Origin of the sequence: Salmonella sp. SAL04157, from assembly GCF_046551635.1 — a bacterium.
Taxonomy (GTDB): Bacteria; Pseudomonadota; Gammaproteobacteria; order Enterobacterales; family Enterobacteriaceae; genus Salmonella; species Salmonella enterica.
The window spans coordinates 1-17,806 of record NZ_JBGDVS010000019.1 but is presented as its reverse complement, the minus strand read 5'-3'; the positions used below and the strand labels follow the sequence as shown (position 1 = coordinate 17,806).

The window sequence follows — 17,806 nt, the reverse complement described above, 5'->3', positions numbered from 1 at the left end:
TAAATTGTTTATGCCGCCCTATAAAAAGGAGAACCAGTATAATTCGAAAATGCAGTACACGCTAAGCGAGTCCTAAAACGGACTTTATTGAAAAGAGAGTAGCGGAAAGGTGTATTTAACGAAGGGTATTTTATCGTCGCCAGAGGGTGAGGAGAATCGCGGGGGAATCTCCTCGTGATATTGCGCGGTAATATTTTCGTCGTCCCTGACGCGCCCGCGAGGATTAGCGCTGACGAAGCTGTAAATCCAGCGGTGTTTTGCTCGGTTCGCCGCCGATTTCACGCGCCAGTCTTGGCACCATATAGCCGGATACCAGCGTGAGCAGTTCGCGCATGATTTGCCGGGCTTCGTCATCGGTGACCATAAAATGCGCGGCGCCCTGCACTTTATCCAGCACATGCAGGTAATAGGGCATCACGCCGGCGTCAAATAGCGCGTTGCTCAGATTCGCCAGCGTTCGCGCGTTATCATTCACGCCACGCAGCAGGACGCTCTGGTTGAGAAGCGTGACGCCCACGTGGCGCAGTTTCTTCATCGCCAGGCAGAACGCCTCGTCCACTTCATTGGCGTGGTTGATATGGTTCACCAACAAAATTTGCAGACGTGACTGGTCAAAGCGGGCGACCAGTTCGTCAGTAATGCGTGCCGGGATGACGATAGGCAACCGGCTGTGGATGCGTAGCCGCTTGACGTGCTTAATGGCTTCCAGTTGCGTGAGCAGCCAGTCCAGCTCATGATCTTTCGCCATCAGCGGATCGCCGCCGGAAAAGATGATCTCATCCAGTTCCGGGTGTGCGGCGATATACTCCAGCGCGACTTTCCAGTTGCGCTTATTGCCTTGATTCTCCGCATACGGGAAGTGACGACGGAAACAGTAGCGGCAATTTACCGCACATCCGCCTTTTACCAGCAATAGCGCCCGGTTTTGGTATTTATGCAATAATCCTGGCACCACGCTGTGTTGCTCTTCCAGCGGGTCGGTGGAGAAACCGGGGGCGACAATAAATTCATCCCGGGACGTCAGCACTTGACGTAACAGAGGATCGTCAGGGTTGCCCTTCTCCATGCGCGCAATAAAAGCGCGCGGCACGCGGAGGGCAAACAAGCGCCTGGCGTCCTGTCCTGCCCGGAGGTTTTCATCAGCTTCAATCTGTAAAAGATGCAGCAGTTCGTCGGGATTGGTCACAACATCGGCAAGTTGCGCTAACCAATCTTCTCGCAATGGGGTATTTAGGGTTACAATATGCGCCATTTTGTGGCTTAGCTACCAGTTAACAATTTCAGAGGGCCTTATGGCGACTTACTATAGCAACGATTTTCGTTCCGGTCTTAAAATCATGTTGGATGGCGAACCTTATGCGGTTGAATCCAGTGAATTCGTGAAACCGGGTAAAGGCCAGGCGTTTGCCCGCGTTAAGCTGCGCCGTCTGCTGACCGGCACGCGCGTTGAGAAAACCTTCAAATCGACCGATTCCGCAGAAGGCGCGGACGTAGTCGATATGAACCTGACTTACCTGTACAACGACGGTGAGTTCTGGCATTTCATGAACAACGAAACCTTCGAACAGCTGTCTGCAGATGCCAAGGCTATCGGCGACAACGCAAAATGGCTGTTGGATCAGGCGGAATGCATCGTAACCCTGTGGAACGGTCAGCCTATCTCTGTCACTCCGCCGAACTTTGTTGAACTGGAAATTGTTGATACCGACCCAGGTCTGAAGGGCGATACCGCAGGTACTGGCGGCAAACCAGCCACGCTGTCTACTGGCGCAGTGGTTAAAGTTCCGCTGTTCGTGCAGATTGGCGAAGTGATCAAAGTCGATACCCGTTCCGGCGAATACGTATCCCGCGTAAAATAATTTACGTTATCGGGAAAAATGGTGCAGCGTATGCTGCGCCATCCTATTTTTCGTGCCTCAATGATGAAACGCTTTATCGGCCTTGTCGCGCTGGTTCTTCTTACCAGCACATTATTAACGGCATGTAATACCGCCCGCGGCTTCGGCGAAGATATTCAGCATCTTGGCCACGCCATCTCCCGTGCAGCCAGCTAATCGCTTCTCGTCTTCCTAAAATTAGTCGATCGCCCGTCATTTTCTGGGATGTTGTCTATTATTAAGTTGCTATACACAAACAACATTGGCTAGAAAAGGAAGACATTATGGTTAAAAAGACAATTGCAGCGATCTTTTCTGTTTTGGTACTTTCCACTGTATTAACTGCTTGTAATACCACGCGCGGCGTGGGCGAGGACATCTCGGACGGTGGTAGTGCGATCTCTGGCGCTGCAACCAGAGCTCAGCAGTAATCATCAACGGTACGGCATGGCGTCGTACCGTTAATCGATTTTCTCCGGAAGCATAAGAAAGGGAGAATACCGGTTATCCATATGAAGTTTCATACGGATATTACGTTTATAGGTGTAAACCGTTTTCCCGTGAATGCCAAGCGCATACGCAATCTCTTTATTGCTGGTGCCTTCCGTCCACATCGCGAGCACTTTTTCCTCCTGCGGAGAGAGCAATGGCGTGGCGCTTTCCGGCGCTTCCTGCAGTGGATGAGTATATAGCGCTCCTTTAATTCGTTGTGCAAGCTCATGTAAAGGCGTGTGTTTAGATAACACCGCATGACTGGCATATTGCGGTCTGTACGGCAAATTCCCCGACTGTAATAATACCAACGGCGTCATCCTGCAGGCGGCAAAAAATGCATTGATAGGCTGCTCGGGTAAGGCATCGTTGAGAAAACCATATAAATCAGCGATAACCAGATGGGGCTTCCATTGCAGAATATGTTCTTTCGCCAGTATAAGGTTATTCATCCCGGATACCAGCAGTGAAGAACTGAGCACATCAGTGTGATTAAGCCAGGCCTCCATGCCCGTACGGGTAAAGTGGCATCGGTCTATCACTAAAATTTTCAACATAGTTTTTTGCACCCGGAAGTAGATAAAGCACTTTCTTTCCCAGAAGGCGTTCCATCATAGAGAACTCCTGTGGGCGCTAAATGCGAAAACTACGCGGCTTAAAAGGGCCAATTCCCGCCTTTAGACGGAAAAAAATAAAAAGGTTGAAATTCATTTTCTCTCAGGCAAAAATGGCTTTTCATCCGTGTACGTTACAGGACGACCTGTAAACGCTATTCTCACCGGGGACGGCCCCATTAATTATCTGGAGCCTGCTATGTCCTGGATCATTCTATTAATCGCTGGTTTACTTGAAGTGGTATGGGCTGTCGGCCTGAAGTATACCCACGGTTTTTCTCGTCTGACCCCCAGTATTATCACCATTACGGCCATGGTTATCAGTATGGCGTTACTTTCCTGGGCAATGAAAACGCTGCCCGTTGGAACGGCGTACGCCATCTGGACCGGCATCGGCGCCGTCGGGGCGGCAATCACCGGTATCCTTCTGCTGGGCGAGTCTGCCTCACCGGCGCGTTTGCTCAGTCTTGGCTTGATCGTCGCGGGTATCATTGGGCTAAAACTCAGTGCGCATTAATTCGTCGCTGACATTGCTACGAACCTGATTGTTTTACCCAAATTAATTTATTGACGTCAAACCCCTCCCGGGTCGCGACGGCCAGCATTTGCTGTTTTATTTCCTCAGAAAGCGTTGGCGTGCGAGAGAGTATCCACAGATAGTCGCGATCCGGGCCGCACACCAACGCATGACGGTATTCCCGGTCAAGCGCAATCACGTTATAGCCGCCGTAGAACGGGCCGAAAAAAGAGACCTTGAGCGCGGCGCGGTTTGGACTACCGGTAAAATACGCTTTGCCTTCTGTTTTTTGCCACATTCCCCGATCCGGGTTATAGCCTTTATTGATGACATTAATCCCGCCATCGTCACGCAGACTATAGGTGGCCGTGACTTGTTCCAGTCCACGTTCAAATCGATGATCGAGGCGTGCGATCTCATACCAGGTGCCGAGGTAACGTTTGGCATCAAAGTTATTTACCACGGTAACGCCTTTAGGCGGAGTAGGCGAACTACAGGCGACGACCAGAAATGCGGCCGTAACTGCAGCAACGACGGGCAGAATGCGCATAAGATTTTCCTTCCAGTGTTTTTTCTAAGTGTAGAACCTGGCGGGAAAATGAGAGGCAGGAAAAGAAAAAACGCCCTCTTATCGGGTAGATAAGAGGGCGTCGTGGCAACTTAGAGAGTGATAACGCCAATCGCCGTCACAACGGTCAGGATTGCCGCCAGACCGTAAAAGACCCATTTGCCCGCGGGCACGTGGATTTTCAGGTCATGCATCGCGTGGTGCATACGGTGTAGGCCACACCATAGCGGCAGCACAATCATCAGGAACAGAAAAACGCGACCAATAAAGCTTTGGGCGAACGTCAGTACGCGCTCAAAACTCAGGGCATCGCCCGGAAATAGCCCCAGCGGCAGCATGATGCCAACCAGTAGCACGATCACCGGCGCGATGATCGCGCCCCACATACCGCCTGCGCCAAACAGTCCCCAGAATACGGGTTCATCAGAACGTTTTGGGTTTGGATTAATCATCCGGGACTCCTTACCAGAACAGGGCAACATACAGAATGACTACGGTGACTACCGCAGTGACCACCCAAAGCCCTTTGATGATTGGCTCTGGCCCCATTTTTTCGTCTTTTACAATGATATTGGCCGCCTTCGGCGCCAGTTCAAACCAGGTTTTGGTGTGCAGCAGCGCGGCCGCCAGGGTGATCAGGTTTAAGATCACTACCACCGGGTTTTGTAAAAAGCCGACGAATCCCATCCAGGATTCCGCGCCGTGTTTGAGCGCAAACAGACCGAAAATCAGTTCAATACTGAACCAGACTGCCGGCACCGCTGTGCCTTCGCGCAGCATATAAAAGCGATAAAACGGCAGTTTTTTCCACCAGGTGGACGTCATCGGCCGCACATAGGGTTTGCGTTTAGTCGTCATGTTGCACTCCTTAGCGTGGTTTCAGGGTGGCGATAAGAAAGTCTTTCGAGCTTTCCACTTTACCCTGCTGAATGGCCGCAGCCGGATCGACATGTTTTGGACAGACTTCGGAGCAGTAGCCCACGAAAGTACAGGTCCATACGCCGTTCGGACTGTTCAACTGCGCCATACGCTCCTTCTTACCGTGATCGCGGCTATCTTCGTTATAGCGATGCGCCAGCGTAATCGCAGCCGGTCCGATAAACTCAGGATTCAGACCGAACTGCGGGCACGCGGCGTAGCACAGACCACAGTTGATGCAACCGGAGAACTGGTGATACTTCGCCATTTGCGCCGGGGTCTGGACATTCGGCCCCTGATCTGGCGTGCGAGAGTTGCCAATAATGTACGGTTTGATCGCTTCCAGGCTTTCGATAAAGTGCGTCATATCGACAACCAGATCGCGCTCAATCGGGAAGTTCGCCAGCGCTTCCACCTTCATACCGTTGGTGTAATCGCGCAGGAAGGTTTTACACGCCAGTTTAGGGACGTTGTTGACCATCATGCCGCAGGAGCCGCAGATCGCCATACGGCAGGACCAGCGGTAGCTCAGGTCTGGCGACAGGTTATCTTTGATGTAGCCCAACGCGTCCAGTAGCGATGTTGTTTCATCATAAGGAACTTCATAGAAAGCACTGTGCGGCGCGGTATCGGTTTCCGGGTTATAGCGCACCACCTCAACTTTCAGGTTTTTCATCTCAGCCATTCGCCTTCTCCTTCTTATCGGCTGCTTCCGCTTCACCGCCGTAAACACGTTTGGCTGGCGGCAGGGTGGTGATTTTCACGTCGCTGTATTCCAGACGGGTCGTGCCATCAGCATCGCGGAAGGCGAGGGTGTGCTTGAGGAAGTTCACATCGTCGCGCTCGGTACAGCCTTCATCCAGACGCTGATGCGCGCCGCGGGACTCTTTACGCGCCAGCGCAGAGTGCGCCATACATTCCGCCACGTTCAGACCATGACCCAGTTCGATGGTATACAGCAGGTCAGTGTTGAACACGCTGGAGGTATCGGAGATACGTACGCGCTTGAAACGTTCCTGAAGCTCGGCCAGTTTATCAATGGTTTTCTGCATCAGTTCCGGGGTACGGTAAATACCGCAACCTTCTTCCATAGACAGACCCATCTCATCGCGGATCTTCGACCAGTTTTCGTTGCCTTCCTGGTTCACCAGATTTTTCAGACGTTGTTCAATATCGGCAACCTGGGCGTCGAGCGCGGCGCTATTTGCGGCGCCTGCCGTCGCAGCGCGTTCCATTGCTTGTTCGCCAGCCAGACGACCAAATACCACCAGTTCCGCCAGTGAGTTGGAACCGAGGCGGTTCGCGCCATGCAGGCCAACAGAGGAACATTCGCCAACGGCAAACAGCCCTTTGACACGGCTTTCACAGTTCTGGTCGGTTTCAATGCCGCCCATGGTGTAGTGCGCGGTCGGACGTACTGGAATCGGTTCTTTAACCGGATCGACGCCGACATAGGCTTTCGCCAGTTCGCAAATGAACGGCAGACGTTCATGCAGTTTCTTCTCGCCGAGATGACGCAGGTCGAGGTGAACCACATCGCCGCGCGGCGTGGAGATGGTGTTGCCTTTACGCCATTCGTGCCAGAAAGCCTGGGATACTTTGTCGCGCGGCCCCAGTTCCATATATTTGTTTTTCGGCTCGCCCAGCGGCGTTTCGGGGCCCATGCCGTAGTCTTGCAGGTAACGGTAGCCATTTTTATTGACCAGAATACCGCCTTCACCGCGGCAACCTTCGGTCATCAGGATACCGGAACCTGGCAGGCCGGTCGGGTGATACTGAACGAATTCCATATCACGCAGCGGAACGCCGTGGCTCAGCGCCATGCCCATCCCGTCGCCGGTGACGATGCCGCCGTTGGTGTTATAGCGGTATACGCGGCCTGCGCCGCCTGTCGCCATTACCACGGCGTTGGCACGGATTTGCACCAGCGTGCCTTCCATCATATTCATTGCCACCAGGCCGCGCGCATGGTTGTCATCAACCAGAATATCCAGCACAAAATGTTCGTCAAAGCGCTGGATTTGCGGGAACTGCAGGGAAGTCTGGAACAGGGTATGCAGCATATGGAAGCCGGTTTTATCCGCGGCGAACCAGGTACGCTCGATTTTCATACCACCGAAGCGACGCACGTTAACGCTACCGTCCGGACGGCGGCTCCACGGGCAGCCCCATTGCTCCAGCTGCGTCATCTCAGTGGGACAATGGTGGACAAAGTAATCCACGACATCCTGCTCACACAGCCAGTCTCCGCCTGCTACCGTATCGTGAAAATGGTAGTCAAAGCTGTCATGATCCTGGGCGACAGCGGCTGAACCCCCTTCGGCAGCGACGGTGTGGCTGCGCATCGGGTACACTTTTGAGATCAGTGCGATTTTAGCATTGGGATTCGCCTGTGCGGCAGCAATTGCAGCACGTAATCCCGCGCCACCGGCGCCTATAATGGCAAGATCGGCTTGAAAGGTTTGCACGACATTCCTCCAGATTATTGTAATTTCACCCTCGCGCAGCCAGATAAAGCCTCTGGGTTCTGCGAAGTATGAATGCGTTTCCACTGCTCCTTTATGGGTACAACAGTATAGTCTCAGGGATGTCAGGGAAATTTGACGTGTTCGATTTTTTTAGCGTATCAGAGGGATGAATTATCATTGATTTTGATTAATTTAATTACTAAACCATCTGAAATCACTTTTTTTACCCTCCAGAAGGCACCCGATACGCCTGCGCAAAATTTGTTTCGCCCGCGCGTTGCGAGTAGACTTCGTGACCTTGTCTTAAACTGGAGAAAGAATCATGAGCGAAACGGCAACCTGGCAGCCGAGCGCGTCCATCCCCAATTTATTAAAACGTGCGGCGATTATGGCGGAAATCCGTCGTTTCTTTGCCGATCGTGGAGTGCTTGAGGTTGAGACGCCCTGCATGAGTCAGGCGACGGTCACAGACATTCATCTGTTCCCGTTCGAAACGCGTTTCGTCGGACCTGGCCATTCCCAGGGGATGAACCTCTATTTAATGACCAGTCCGGAATACCATATGAAACGCCTGCTGGCGGCAGGGTGCGGTCCGGTTTTCCAGCTATGCCGCAGTTTCCGTAATGAAGAGATGGGACGACATCATAATCCGGAATTCACCATGCTGGAGTGGTATCGCCCGCATTACGATATGTACCGCCTGATGAATGAAGTGGATGATTTGCTTCAGCAAGTGCTGGATTGTCAACCTGCGGAAAGTCTCTCCTATCAACAGGCGTTTCAGCGCCATCTGGAGATTGACCCGTTATCAGCAGATAAAACGCAACTGCGTGAGGCGGCGGCAAAGCTTGATTTAAGCAATATCGCTGATACGGAAGAAGACCGTGATACGTTGCTGCAACTGCTGTTCACGATGGGGGTTGAGCCGCATATAGGTAAAGAAAAGCCGACCTTTATTTATCACTTTCCGGCAAGTCAGGCATCGCTGGCACAAATCAGTACCGAGGATCATCGCGTCGCCGAGCGCTTTGAGGTGTACTACAAAGGTATTGAGCTGGCGAATGGTTTCCACGAACTGACGGACGCACGTGAGCAACAACAGCGCTTTGAACAGGACAATCGTAAGCGCGCCGCGCGCGGTCTGCCGCAGCAGCCGATTGACCAAAATCTACTGGATGCGCTGGCCGCCGGTCTACCGGATTGTTCCGGCGTGGCGCTGGGTGTTGATCGTCTGGTGATGCTGGCGCTGGGAGCAGAAAGTCTGGCGGACGTGATTGCTTTTACGGTCGATCGGGCGTAAATCTGAAATTCACTCTTTAGCGAGATAAAATGGCGCAATAAGCGCCATTTTGTAGCATATTTTTTCAATTATCCTCTGTTTGCCACAACATAAGGCTGGAGCTTTGATGCCATTTAGGTATCAATCCTGTGTTGATTTTTTTATCGCTGACCTTTGTAAAAAAGAAGGCGGCGTCAATCGGTGAGCGGCGTCTGGCAAACGCGCTCGAGCGTAAGGGATGGTTGAATGACCCACACGATAAAAAAGATGAGCCTTATTGGGCTTATCCTGATGATTTTTACTTCTGTTTTTGGTTTTGCGAATAGCCCGTCGGCGTTTTATTTAATGGGGTATAGCGCAATCCCGTGGTATATATTTTCTGCCTTGCTGTTTTTTATTCCATTCGCCTTAATGATGGCTGAAATGGGTTCCGCTTATCGCAAAGAAGAGGGCGGGATCTATTCGTGGATGAATAATAGCGTGGGGCCACGTTACGCGTTTATTGGCACGTTTATGTGGTTTTCATCGTATGTCATATGGATGGTAAGTACGGCGGCAAAAATTTGGGTACCGTTTTCTACTTTTGTTTTTGGCGCCGATATGACGCAGCACTGGCGTATTGCGGGGCTTGAGCCTACGCAGGTTGTCGGGCTGCTCGCCGTCGGCTGGATGATTCTGGTGACGTGTGTCGCCGCCAGAGGGATCAATAAAATTGCGCGAATTACGGCGGTCGGAGGTATTGCCGTAATGTGTCTTAATTTAGTTTTATTGTTAGTGAGTGTCGCTATTTTGTTATTAAATGGTGGGCATTTTGCACAAGAAATTAATTTTACCTCGTCACCGAATCCGGGTTATCACTCCGGCCTGGCAATGTTGTCATTTGTGGTATTTGCTATTTTTGCTTACGGCGGTATTGAGGCTGTCGGCGGACTGGTGGATAAAACCGAGAAACCGGAAAAGAATTTTGCGAAAGGTATTGTTTTCGCGGCTATTGTGATTTCAATTGGTTATTCTTTGGCGATCTTTTTATGGGGCGTCAGCACTAACTGGCAACAGATATTAAGTAATAGCGCCGTTAACTTAGGGAATATCACCTACATTCTGATGTCGAGTTTAGGCACGACATTAGGTAACGCGTTAAACCTTTCTCCGGACGCAGCGATGACGGTGGGCGTCTGGTTTGCGCGTATCACCGGCCTTTCTATGTTTCTGGCTTATACCGGCGCGTTTTTTACGTTGAGCTATTCACCGCTGAAAGCCATTATTCAGGGGACGCCAAAAGCGTTGTGGCCCGCGCCGATGACGACACTGAACGCTAACGGTATGCCGGCGACCGCTATGTGGCTACAGTGCGTGCTGGTGAGTCTGTTTATTTTGCTGGTCTCTTTTGGCGGTGACACCGCATCGGCGTTTTATAACAAACTCACGCTGATGGCGAACGTCTCAATGACCTTGCCATACCTGTTCCTTGCGCTGGCATTTCCCTTCTTTAAAGCGCGTCAGGATCTGGAGCGGCCATTTGTTCTCTTTAAAACCAAAGCCTCTACCCTGGTCGCGACGGGTGTTGTGGTGCTGGTGGTGACGTTTGCCAACGTCTTTACCATCATCCAGCCGGTGATTGAAGCTGGGGACTGGGACAGCGCCTTGTGGATGATCGGCGGCCCGATCTTTTTCTCGCTGCTGGCGATGGCGATTTATCAGAATTACAGCAGCCGCATGAGCGCCGATCCGGAGTGGGCGGCGGAGTAAAGGCCGTATGCCGGATAAGACCCGACGGGTCGCATCCGGCATTTCTTGCCTGGATCATGCGCTACAAACTGCCCGCCGGGCGGCTGGTTTTACCCGCTGACGTTAACGTTCTCCCCGTTTGTTTACCGCCGAGACTCTCCAGACGCATCTGGAACGGCGGGAACGGCATATCAATACCGTGCTCGCGGAAGCCCGCCAGAATCAATTGGTGGATCTCATGGCGTAATGGCATACGGTGTCCCATTTCCGCGGCATAGATACGCAGTTCGAAAATTTGAATACCCTGCTGGAGATCCACCAGAAAGATTTCAGGCGGCGGGTTGTCCAGCACCAAAGAACAGCGCTGCGCCGCCGTCAGCAGAATTTGCGTCACCTCTTCGCTATTGGCATCCGCTGGCGCCGGGATGGTTAACACCACGCGCGTAACGGAGTCAGACAGCGACCAGTTGATAAACTGTTCGGTGATAAAGGCTTTATTCGGCACGATAATCTCTTTACGATCCCAGTCGCTGATGGTGGTGGCGCGGGTATTGATTTTGGTCACGCTGCCGGTGAGATCGCGAATGGTCACCGTATCGCCGATACGAATCGGCTTTTCAAACAAAATAATCAGGCCGGAGATAAAGTTAGCGAAAATTTCTTGCAGGCCAAAACCAAGCCCAACGCCGAGCGCGGCCACCAGCCATTGTAGCTTCGACCACTCAATGCCGATCATCGAGAAACCGACCAGCCCGCCAATCAGCATTAACAAATATTTGGTGATGGTCGTGATGGCGTAACCGGTACCAGGCGTTAAATCGAGATGCTGTAATAACGCCAGTTCCAGCAGCGCAGGCAGATTACGCACCAACTGCGTGGTTATGATAAAGACCAGAATCGCAATGAGCACCGCCCCGAGGGTAATCGGCTCCAGGCTTTCCACGCCTTGCACCGTAGAGGTGACATCCCACAGCGAAATATTCTCCAGGAAGCCGAATGCCGAGTGAATTTCCGACCACAGTACAATTACCGATAGTAGGGCGATAAGCATCAGAATTGAGCGGACCAGACGCAGCGACTGAGCGCTAATAGCGTCAAGATCGATTTCACTTTCATCGATGTCGACCGCGCCTTCCAGGCTGGAGGAATGCGCCGGTTCTTCTTCGCCGCGCGCGCGCTGCGCCAGCATTTCCGCCCGACGATGTTTGGCGCGGTCAAAAGCCAGTCGGCGTCGTTGGATCAGCATCCAGCGGCGAATGACGTGATAAATGACCAGCAACAGGAACCAGATGGCGACCGAGGTTTCCAGTCTCGCCAGTAGCGCCTGCGCCGTGGCCAGATAACCCACTGCCGCTGCCAGAATCGCGATAAGCGGCGCGCCCATCAACATATTCCACAGCAGGCTGTTGACCATGTTGTCGCCGTTGCCTTCTTTATCAAGATAGAGCGGGATGCCCGCTTTTTTCAGACTCAGCGTGACCAGCGCCAGCGCGCCGCATATCAGGATGAAGCAAAGGCGGCCCAACGAGCCGGAAAACTCCCGATCGTTAAGATTATCAAACATGATCACTGCCATGATGAGCGGCACGATCAGCCCAATGCTCATCAGGTAGTAGCGCATCGCTTTCGCTACCCGGTTTCGCGGCCAGCCAAAATGCGCCACAAACAGGCCATTAGGGCGGGCAAACGCGGCGCAAATCATGACTACCCACAACAGCGGTACTGTCGCCGTCACGCCATCGCCGATGGCGACGGCCAGCGGATACGGCCAGGCTTCCTGTAGACCATAGCCGAGCGTCGCCCACAAGACCGGCAGCGGCGAGGCGACCAGAATCGACCAGAACACCGTTCGCAGCGTCAGCGAGAAGTGATCCTGGGTGACTTTCCCGACGCGCGAGGCCGAGCGCTCAAGGAACCGGTTGAAGTGTTGGCGTGAATAGAGGCTAAACCCGACCAGCGCCAGCGCGCCGAATAACGGCAGTAGCGTCTCTTTGCTGGTCAGCATCATGATGCTGGCTTTACCTAACTGATTAAACGTATCTAATGAGATAAGCCGGCGTAAATCCTGAACCAAATCAACAGGCCAGGAGAGCGATAGCGGGCTAACGTCAGCGGTCCAGAACAGATAACGGTGGGTCGCTTCATTAACCTCTTTAAGCGCATCCTCCAGTTGGCTGTTGGAGACTTTCAGTTTGGTCAGCTCCAGGATCAGCGTGTCGCCGCCCTGTAACAAAGAGTTGAGCAGCTCGCGCTGAGTGCGAAGCTGGGCGTCAAGGATCTGGTTTTGCTCGGCGGTCAGCGGCTGTCCATTGGCCTGACGTATTTGCCGTAGCTGCGGCTGCTTATTGAGTAACTCTTCATAGCGCATACGGTGGACGCGTAGCTGCGCCATTTCCGTATCAAGCTGCTGCGGCTTAGGCATCTCTGGCAGACGGGCGACCTGCGCGCGCAGCGCTTCGCCAAGCATGTTGGACACGCCAAGCCATTGCGACTGCTCCCGCAGCGTATTGAGCGCCTGGCGCACCTGTAACGTTTGGCTGGTAGCCTGTCGCTGCTGCGAGGCGACCAGATCCATCCGCTGCGCTTGTTGATTGAGTGCCTGTGACAGCTCGCGGTTGACTTTAAATTGTTCGACGATGCCTTCCGGCAAACCGGCGCTGTTTTCCGCCAGCAGCTCAGTGCTTTCCAGCGCGCGTTCCGCTTCACGTTGACGCAGGCTATTGAGCTGATTGCGCAGCGCCTGAAGATACGCATCCAATTGCTGACTCTGTTTTTCCGCCAGCTCGGAACGCAGACGAGCCAGTTCCTGCCGGTTGTTGGCGGACAGTTGCGCCAACTCCAGTTCGTCGACTAACGCTTTTAGTTTGGCGGACTCCGCCTGCATACTGAGACTTTGCGCCTGGCTAAGCGCGGCACTTCCGCCTGCGGCGCCGAGCCGTCGCTCAATCTCATTAAGCTGGCGGCGGGCATCGTTTTGCTGTTGGGGAAGCTGGCTGAGCGAGTCGGCGATCTCCCTGACGCGCTCCTGCTCCTGTTGCGCCTCGCGGGTTTTATCCAGTAGCTGGCTGCTAACCTGCAAGATCTCCTGATTTAACGCTTCGGTGGACATCTCTGGCGGTACGCTGCGAGGCTCATCGCGCAGATTATTCAACTGGGCGCGCAAGGTGGCGGATAGCTTAGGGAAATTATCAATAACGTGTTGATATTGTTTCGCGCGCTCAAGCGAGCCTTTTCGCTCTTCAAGCGCGTTTAAAGCAGTCTGGAGCGCCTCAACGGCTTCCGGCTGAGCGGGCTTCGCCGCTTTTGCCTGCTCCAGTTCCTGCGTGATTTGTTTGGCGTCGGGGGCCGTTGCGGCGAACGCCCCCGTGCTGAGGCACCAGGCCATCAGAAAAGCGATAATCAGGCGCACGTCAGCATTCTCTCTTGATTAGGTGTCGTCTTTTTTATTGTCAACCAGCGGGCTGGCGTCGTGTTCGGCTTTAATTTCTTCTGCCGGCAGCGGAGCAGGTTCTACCTCCGGCGCGACGAATGTTTCGGTCGACGTCGCCAGCGGTTGGCCAATTTTGGTAACGGACAGGCTTGCCAGCGACGCGATCAGATTCACTTTCCCCGGCGCAAATAAGTTGATGACCGTGGAACCCAGTTTAAAGCGCCCCATCTCCTGGCCTTTCAACAAGGCGACAGACCCTTCATGTTCGCCTTCTGGCCAGGTCCAGCGCTTGATGATGCCTTCGCGCGGCGGGGTAATGGTCCCCGCCCAGACGGTTTCGATACTGCCGACAATAGTTGCGCCGACCAGAATCTGCGCCATAGGACCGAACTCGGTATCAAACAGACAGATAACGCGCTCGTTGCGGGCAAACAGGTTGGGGACGTTTTGCGCGGTCAGATGGTTAACGGAGAACAGATCGCCCGGTACGTAGATCATTTCACGCAGGATGCCGTTGCATGGCATATGCACGCGATGGTAGTCGCGAGGGGAGAGGTAAGTGGTCACAAACGTGCCGTTGCGAAACTTATCCGCCATCAGGTAGTTACCCGCCAGCAACGCTTCAAGGCTGTAATTATGGCCTTTGGCCTGCAAAATTTTATCTTCTTCGATACGACCTAACTGGCTTATCACGCCGTCGGCAGGCATAACCAGGATGTTAGGATCGGTATTGAGCGGACGCACGTCATCACGCAGCGGACGAACAAAGAAATCATTGAACGTACGATAGCTGGCGGTATCCGGTTTTTGCGCCTCGGTCATATCAACTTTGTAATACTTTACGAAGAGATCGATAACCAGTTTTGTCAGCCATCCTGCTCGTTTGCTTGCGCCCCAGCCCGCCAGGCGAGTGAGCCATAGTTTCGGCAGAATGTATTGTAGCGAAAGTTTAAATGAGTTTAACAAGGTAGCCTCCAGGCCATTGTTGTTCCTGAACCGGCAGTTATACCGGTATCCTGAAAAAAGGGGACGATTCTAACGACGCCTAGCGTATCTGTCAGTCGTCCGTATCAGAAAAGTTTTTACGCGTTTTTACCTGCGCCATACTTTCAAGAATTCGGTGATAATTTTCGAAACGGGTTTCCGCAATAGCGCCGTTCTCTACCGCTTCGCGAATGGCGCAGCCTGGATCGGCGTCATGCTTGCAGTCCCGGTATTTGCAATGTCCCAAATAGTCATGAAATTCGACAAAGCCCCGGGTGATTTGTTCCGGCTCCAGATGCCATAAGCCGAACTCGCGCACGCCGGGGGAATCAATGACATCGCCGCCATGCGGGAAATGATACAGACGAGCAGCGGTAGTGGTATGTTGACCCAGACCGGAGACATTCGACACATCGTTCGTCAGAATCTCGTTCTGTAAGCCGAGCAGAGCGTTTAGCAGACTGGATTTTCCGACGCCGGACTGCCCGGCAAAAATACTGATGCGACCGGTTAACGCCTCTTCCAGCGGTTTCAGACCATCCTGCGTATGGCTGGAGACCATCAACACGCGATAGCCGATATTGCGGTAGATATCCATCTGCTCATTAACGAAGTCCATACCTTCGTCGTCCAGCAGATCAATTTTATTGAGTACGATAAGCGGCTCAACCTGTAGGGTTTCACAGCCGACCAGATAGCGATCGATGATATTCAGCGACAGCTCCGGCAAAATCGCGGAGACGATAACGATTTGGTCAATGTTGGCGGCAATAGGCTTCACGCCGTCGTAGAAGTCCGGGCGCGTCAATACCGAGGTGCGCTCATGCACCGCTTCAACGATGCCTTTTACGTTGACGCCCTCTGCGGCGGCTTTGCCCGGACGCCAGACGACGCGATCGCCCGTCACCAGCGAACGGATAGTGCGGCGGATATTGCAACGGTGAACCTCGCCGTCAGCAGACTCCACATCGGCATGCATACCAAAACGGCTAATGACGATACCTTCTGCAGGCTCGCCAAACAGGTTGTCATCGTAGTCGGCTTTCTCCGCGGACGTTTTTAAACGACGCTGGTGATTGGCGTTCACACGGCGCTGCTGGCCTTTGGAGAGTTTATTTTTGCTCAATCGTACTGGCTCCTGGTCGCCCATAGTGGGCAAAACATCTATGATACACGCAATTGTAGATGAATATAGTCACAGTGAATGTGACCTCTGAAGGGTGGAAAATAGCATGAGTGCCGATGAAAACAACCTGATTTGGATCGATCTGGAGATGACAGGTCTGGACCCCGAGCGCGATCGCATTATTGAGATAGCCACGCTGGTGACGGATGCCAGCCTGAACATTCTGGCGGAAGGGCCGACGATTGCGGTACATCAATCCGATGCGCAACTGGCGTTAATGGATGACTGGAACGTGCGCACCCATACCGGTAGCGGCCTGGTAGATCGCGTTAAGGCAAGTACGATGGGCGAACGAGACGCTGAACTGGCGACGATTGAATTTCTGAAAACGTGGGTGCCTGCGGGTAAGTCGCCGATTTGCGGTAACAGCATCGGTCAGGATCGTCGTTTTCTGTTTAAATATATGCCGGAACTGGAGGCCTACTTCCACTATCGCTATCTGGATGTCAGTACGCTCAAGGAACTGGCGCGCCGCTGGAAGCCGGAGATTCTGGCCGGCTTTACCAAGCAGGGCACGCACCAGGCGATGGATGATATTCGCGAGTCGGTGGCGGAGCTGGCTTACTACCGCGAGCATTTCATTAAGCTGTGAGGCGTAACATGCCGGATGGCAACGCCAGAGCGTCTCATCCGGCAGCTCTCCCGCCACTGAATTACTGCGTAAACCATTTCTCTTGCATTTGCGCATATTCCGGCGACGCTTTCACCTTATCGAGCGCGGCATTAATTTCTTGCAATAGCGCGTCGTTGCCTTTGCGTACCGCAATGCCTAACCCTTTTCCGTAGTAGTCAGGATCGCTGGCGCGTTCATCCATGATGGCGTAATCCGGATTGTTTTTTAGCCACTTACCAATCGCGGCGACATCGCCAAACACGCCCTCAAGACGGTTATTTTTCAGATCGGTAAAGGCGTTTAGATAGCTGTCATAGGCGACAGGCGTGATGGCTTGTTGTTTATCCTGCAAATAGCGCTGATGCGTTGTACCGTTTTCCAGACCGACTTTTTTGCCTTTCAGATCGGCAAAAGTGTGATAAGCCCCTTTACGCGTGACGACTACCGCCGATAAACCTTCGTAATAGGGTTGGCTAAAGGAGACCTGCTGCTCACGTTTGGGCGTCATATCCATACCGGCGATCACCGCATCAAACTTTTTGAAGCGTAGGCTGGGGATCAGACTATCAAAGCTCTGGTTAGTGAATGAGCACTCCGCTTGCATCTCTTTGCAGACCGCGTTGGCGACATCAATATCGAAACCAACAATTTTATTATCGGCATCGACAAACTCATAGGGCGCATAGGTGGCAGAGGTGCCAAAATGTAATGTTCTGGCGGAAACGGAAGCGGCGTGAACGGAGAGGCTGGCTAACAGCATGACAATAAGTTTTTTTTTCATCTTGATCCCTGATATCAGTTGGATGTTGTGGTCACCGTGCTATTCTTTTTTTGGCGCAGGGTGCTATTCTGATTCTGTGCCTTTAGGCGTGGCGTGAAAAGTTTTTTGTTGCATAGCGCACGCTTTGCTCGTTTTTTGTCTTGTTTGGTGATTTAATCAGCATTCAAACAAAAATCGCGAAAAAATGCGTTCAGGGGCTTGCAGCTAAATGGATTTCTCGTATAATGCGCCTCCCGTAACGACGCAGAAATGCGAATTACGACAGCAACAAATTTGCGGGAATAGCTCAGTTGGTAGAGCACGACCTTGCCAAGGTCGGGGTCGCGAGTTCGAGTCTCGTTTCCCGCTCCA

The 17,806-nt window shown here is 52.9% G+C and carries 18 protein-coding genes and 1 tRNA gene; 8 read left to right on the top strand and 11 right to left on the bottom strand.

Annotation, left to right across the window (positions count from 1 at the left end; translation table 11 throughout):
* Positions 1–223: 223 nt before the first annotated feature.
* Complete coding sequence (epmB, locus tag ACLJRE_RS23100) at positions 224–1,252, bottom strand: EF-P beta-lysylation protein EpmB (protein ID WP_000940478.1); 1,029 nt, start codon at positions 1,250–1,252, stop codon at positions 224–226.
* Positions 1,253–1,292: 40 nt separating this feature from the next.
* Here epmB and efp point away from each other — a divergent pair, with 40 nt between their 5' ends.
* The 3 genes from efp to ecnB all read left to right on the top strand — a co-directional run bounded on the left by efp (position 1,293) and on the right by ecnB (position 2,308).
* Positions 1,293–1,859 (top strand): elongation factor P, encoded by a 567-nt coding sequence (gene efp, locus ACLJRE_RS23095; RefSeq protein WP_000257282.1) that lies wholly within the window; start codon positions 1,293–1,295, stop codon positions 1,857–1,859.
* Positions 1,860–1,919: 60 nt separating this feature from the next.
* Positions 1,920–2,054 carry an entericidin A/B family lipoprotein gene (locus ACLJRE_RS23090; protein WP_000977687.1) on the top strand — a complete coding sequence of 45 codons (135 nt, stop codon included), beginning with the start codon at positions 1,920–1,922 and terminating at the stop codon, positions 2,052–2,054.
* A 107-nt stretch (positions 2,055–2,161) separates the two neighbouring features.
* A complete protein-coding gene (gene ecnB / locus ACLJRE_RS23085; protein WP_000239598.1) occupies positions 2,162–2,308 on the top strand; it encodes a lipoprotein toxin entericidin B in 147 nt (48 codons plus the stop codon).
* 30 nt (positions 2,309–2,338) lie between these two features.
* Here the strand turns inward: ecnB and ACLJRE_RS23080 are convergent, their stop codons facing one another.
* On the bottom strand, positions 2,339–2,926 hold the full coding sequence (locus ACLJRE_RS23080; protein ID WP_023212829.1) for a helix-turn-helix transcriptional regulator: 588 nt from the start codon (positions 2,924–2,926) through the stop codon (positions 2,339–2,341).
* Positions 2,927–3,182: 256 nt separating this feature from the next.
* On the opposite strand from ACLJRE_RS23080, the gene sugE reads away from it, so the two are divergent.
* A complete protein-coding gene (gene sugE / locus ACLJRE_RS23075; RefSeq protein WP_000118469.1) occupies positions 3,183–3,500 on the top strand; it encodes a quaternary ammonium compound efflux SMR transporter SugE in 318 nt (105 codons plus the stop codon).
* Positions 3,501–3,516: 16 nt separating this feature from the next.
* Here the strand turns inward: sugE and ACLJRE_RS23070 are convergent, their stop codons facing one another.
* The 5 genes from ACLJRE_RS23070 to frdA form a co-directional block, all read right to left on the bottom strand.
* Positions 3,517–4,050, bottom strand: a complete 534-nt coding sequence (locus tag ACLJRE_RS23070) for a lipocalin family protein (RefSeq protein ID WP_001221670.1) — start codon at positions 4,048–4,050, stop codon at positions 3,517–3,519.
* A gap of 110 nt (positions 4,051–4,160) precedes the next feature.
* A complete protein-coding gene (gene frdD, locus ACLJRE_RS23065; protein WP_000609650.1) occupies positions 4,161–4,520 on the bottom strand; it encodes a fumarate reductase subunit FrdD in 360 nt (119 codons plus the stop codon).
* Between the two features lie 10 nt (positions 4,521–4,530).
* The gene (gene frdC / locus ACLJRE_RS23060; protein ID WP_000208749.1) at positions 4,531–4,926 is read right to left on the bottom strand and encodes a fumarate reductase subunit FrdC; all 396 of its coding nucleotides are present in this window, start codon (positions 4,924–4,926) and stop codon (positions 4,531–4,533) included.
* 10 nt (positions 4,927–4,936) lie between these two features.
* Positions 4,937–5,671: a fumarate reductase iron-sulfur protein gene (frdB, locus tag ACLJRE_RS23055; RefSeq protein WP_000829509.1), complete on the bottom strand. Its 735-nt coding sequence runs from the start codon at positions 5,669–5,671 to the stop codon at positions 4,937–4,939.
* The gene (frdA, locus tag ACLJRE_RS23050) at positions 5,664–7,454 is read right to left on the bottom strand and encodes a fumarate reductase (quinol) flavoprotein subunit (protein WP_001192952.1); all 1,791 of its coding nucleotides are present in this window, start codon (positions 7,452–7,454) and stop codon (positions 5,664–5,666) included. Before frdA ends, frdB begins: the two co-directional genes overlap by 8 nt.
* 322 nt (positions 7,455–7,776) lie before the next feature.
* Here frdA and epmA point away from each other — a divergent pair, with 322 nt between their 5' ends.
* Positions 7,777–8,754 carry an elongation factor P--(R)-beta-lysine ligase gene (gene epmA / locus ACLJRE_RS23045; RefSeq protein ID WP_000004797.1) on the top strand — a complete coding sequence of 326 codons (978 nt, stop codon included), beginning with the start codon at positions 7,777–7,779 and terminating at the stop codon, positions 8,752–8,754.
* A 225-nt stretch (positions 8,755–8,979) separates the two neighbouring features.
* Complete coding sequence (yjeM, locus tag ACLJRE_RS23040; RefSeq protein WP_000149872.1) at positions 8,980–10,482, top strand: glutamate/gamma-aminobutyrate family transporter YjeM; 1,503 nt, start codon at positions 8,980–8,982, stop codon at positions 10,480–10,482.
* A gap of 61 nt (positions 10,483–10,543) precedes the next feature.
* Here yjeM and mscM read toward each other — a convergent pair whose 3' ends face one another.
* From mscM to rsgA, 3 genes are all read right to left on the bottom strand, one after another.
* Complete coding sequence (gene mscM / locus ACLJRE_RS23035; RefSeq protein WP_001236755.1) at positions 10,544–13,870, bottom strand: miniconductance mechanosensitive channel MscM; 3,327 nt, start codon at positions 13,868–13,870, stop codon at positions 10,544–10,546.
* An 18-nt stretch (positions 13,871–13,888) separates the two neighbouring features.
* On the bottom strand, positions 13,889–14,857 hold the full coding sequence (gene asd / locus ACLJRE_RS23030) for an archaetidylserine decarboxylase (protein ID WP_000934949.1): 969 nt from the start codon (positions 14,855–14,857) through the stop codon (positions 13,889–13,891).
* 91 nt (positions 14,858–14,948) lie between these two features.
* Entirely contained in the window at positions 14,949–16,001 is a 1,053-nt protein-coding gene (rsgA, locus tag ACLJRE_RS23025; RefSeq protein ID WP_023212828.1) for a small ribosomal subunit biogenesis GTPase RsgA, read from the bottom strand.
* 106 nt (positions 16,002–16,107) lie between these two features.
* Between rsgA and orn the strand changes: the two genes are divergently transcribed.
* Positions 16,108–16,653: an oligoribonuclease gene (gene orn, locus ACLJRE_RS23020; RefSeq protein ID WP_001271546.1), complete on the top strand. Its 546-nt coding sequence runs from the start codon at positions 16,108–16,110 to the stop codon at positions 16,651–16,653.
* A gap of 61 nt (positions 16,654–16,714) precedes the next feature.
* Here orn and ACLJRE_RS23015 read toward each other — a convergent pair whose 3' ends face one another.
* Positions 16,715–17,455 carry an arginine ABC transporter substrate-binding protein gene (locus tag ACLJRE_RS23015; protein ID WP_000727897.1) on the bottom strand — a complete coding sequence of 247 codons (741 nt, stop codon included), beginning with the start codon at positions 17,453–17,455 and terminating at the stop codon, positions 16,715–16,717.
* Between the two features lie 275 nt (positions 17,456–17,730).
* On the opposite strand from ACLJRE_RS23015, the gene ACLJRE_RS23010 reads away from it, so the two are divergent.
* Positions 17,731–17,806, top strand: a tRNA-Gly gene (locus ACLJRE_RS23010).